The organism is Elusimicrobiota bacterium (assembly GCA_040757695.1).
Lineage (GTDB): Bacteria > Elusimicrobiota > UBA8919 > UBA8919 > UBA8919 > JBFLWK01.
In genome coordinates this window covers 1-2,672 of the sequence record JBFLWK010000159.1, presented here as the reverse complement: position 1 = coordinate 2,672, position 2,672 = coordinate 1, and the positions used below count along the sequence as shown (strand labels likewise).

At 36.2% G+C, this 2,672-nt stretch carries 3 protein-coding genes; all 3 read left to right on the top strand.

What is annotated here, in order from left to right:
- Positions 1 to 316: hypothetical protein (locus AB1349_13550; protein MEW6558350.1), on the top strand; the 316-nt coding region annotated here is incomplete at its 5' end.
- 9 nt (positions 317 to 325) lie between these two features.
- A complete protein-coding gene (locus tag AB1349_13545) occupies positions 326 to 1,258 on the top strand; it encodes a replication protein (GenBank protein MEW6558349.1) in 933 nt (310 codons plus the stop codon).
- A complete protein-coding gene (locus AB1349_13540; GenBank protein ID MEW6558348.1) occupies positions 1,233 to 2,552 on the top strand; it encodes a DnaB-like helicase C-terminal domain-containing protein in 1,320 nt (439 codons plus the stop codon). Before AB1349_13545 ends, AB1349_13540 begins: the two co-directional genes overlap by 26 nt.
- Positions 2,553 to 2,672 lie beyond the last annotated feature (120 nt).

The window sequence follows — 2,672 nt, the reverse complement described above, 5'->3', positions numbered from 1 at the left end:
AAACCGCAAAAAGAAAGAAAAAAGTATGATTGGTAAGTTAAGAGATTGTTCTGATGATGAAATAAAAGTTTTAAGGGTATTTTTAGAACGATGGCTGTATAAAAACCCTTCTGCTGTTTTGGAATTATTAGGAAATAAGATTATTAGAGATAAAAATCACATAATAGATTTAATGCTTGAGTTAATGGATAAGGATTTTTTAATGTTAAAAATAAATGACTCAGAAAAAGATGCGACTTGTTGGTCTCTTTTAATTCGTGATATTGCTACAGGACAATGGGTAGAAACAGGATTTGAAGTTGAGGGCGAAAGTTAAGGAGCAGAAATGGCGAATCCACAGGCAGAACACGGGCATATTGACATCGCAAATGAAATTGCGGAACAACTGGCGTTAATAGTTGTCAGTCCAGCGGAATGGAGTATACTCTGGGTCATCTGGCGTAAAACATGGGGGTGGGTAGACGGGCATACGAATAAGAAAAAAAAGTTTGACTATATTAGTCTGTCCCAATTTATGGATATGACTGGTTTAACTCGCAGTCAGGTATGCAAAGCGTTAAAGAAATTATTACTTAAAAATATCATTATCAAACATGGGAATAAATATGGTTTTCAGAAAGATTACGAAAAGTGGGTAGTATCAAAACGGACACCAGCAGTGTCAAAATTGACAACAGGTAGTGTCGAAATTGACAATCAGGTAGTGTCAAAATTGACAACAGGTAGTGTCAAAATTGACACATACAAAAGAAATATATACAAAAGAAACTGTACAAAAGAAACTATACAAAAGAATGTTCGCACTAAAAGTGCGAACGAGGGCTCTTTTGATTTTAATACTTACCTTGATTCATTATTAACAAGCAGTAGAAGAGACTTGCAGATAATCGGGCTCTACTGGCAATATAAGGATTTTAAGTTCTATAATCCCAAGCAGGCGTCTGCGGCACTTAAACGGGAATTAAGACCTGCTAAACCGATAGAAGGATATAGTGATGAACGGCTAAAGGAAGTGATGTGCTGGCTGAATGAGCATACGACTTTTAAGTGGACACTTGAAACGGTTCATAAATATATAGACGAGGACTTATCAAAAATATCAGAACACTATAATTTCAAAACCAGAGAAAACCCTGATAAAACATCACCGGAACCGTACTACGAAGATTTAACAGCGGAACTTGAAAAAAATCGGGCAAGATTAAGAATGCTTAAAAAGGAGCGCGAAGAAGATGAACAGCGAAACAAAACAAATTGAACAAGCGGTTATTGGGTGTTTGATACTGGACTGTAAACTTATGGAAAAGGCACAGTATATACTATCAACTTGTGATTTTCATTACAATCAAACACGGGCACTGTATTCGTATATTTTAGAATTAAATAAAAGTGGCGGTTTTGATGAAACAATTCTGAAAAGTGCCCGAACTGATGCTGAACTATGGAACTCAATTACAGAATGTATAGAGGCAGTTAAAACCACTGTTGATATATTTGATGACTATGTTCGAATGTTAAAAAAGGCGGTTAAAGTCAGAAAATTGAAAGTTAAGATTCAAGAACTCCACCAACAAATACAGGATATCAGACCAATTGATAGTAGCGTTAATGATTTTATTCAGCAAGCGATAAAGGACTTGACCGATATAATTTGTGATTCAAATACTACTAATGACTTCAACTTAAAAGAAGAACTGGATAAAGTTGTGGACTATTTATATGAACAAAAAGAAGGTTCAACTGAACTGGCGACAGGTTTTGTAGATATAGATGAGTTAATAGGCGGTATATTCAGGCAGGAATTATTTGTTGTTGGCGCACCACCCGGGCATGGCAAGACCTCTTTTTTGTTATCATTAGCGTATAACTTGATAATGCGGAATAAGAAAGTGTTGTTCGTCTCACTTGAGATGTATAAGCGAGAGTTATTTTTACGGCTTCTTTCAATGAAAACAAAGGTGCCACATAAATACCTCAGGCTTCCAAAATTTCTTTCTAAACAGGACTACAGTAAAATTTTATCGCAAGTCGGTATGTTATGGGAAAAACCACTAATTGTGCTGGATGGCGATTATTTCATTAACGATATTGCAGTTGCCGCTCAAAAATACAAGCCGGATGTGCTGATGGTTGATTTTATACAGCATATTAAATTCACAGATAAAGAATTAGAAAGATTTGCCCTGTCGTTGTCTTTTACAGCACGGGAACTAAAAATGATTGCGAAAAAAAATAATATAGCGGTTGTGGTTGCTTCACAATTGAACCGAGAAATATACAAAAGACCGAACAGAATCCCGCAATCATCCGACTTAAAATCATCTGGCGGGATAGAAGAGAATGCTGATACTGTTGGGATGCTGTTCTGGAAATGGCAACACTATCCTGACAAAAATCCAGACACGAAATTACCATGGCTTGAAGAGGAAAAAAAAGTGTTGAATTTTATCATTACTAAAAACAGACATGGCGTTACAGGCGGAATCAAATTATTTTTTGATTATACCTGTACACAAATAGAAAATCTACAAAAATTTGGAGTAGCGAAATGAGTGTGCCAAGAAAGTTCCTTGAATTCTTGTCGGTGGAAGTCCGAACTGGATAAAGGGTAGCGACCAGTCCAACACCAAATCCCACAGTTAATAAGGCAACGAACTAACTGATGCTGGGAT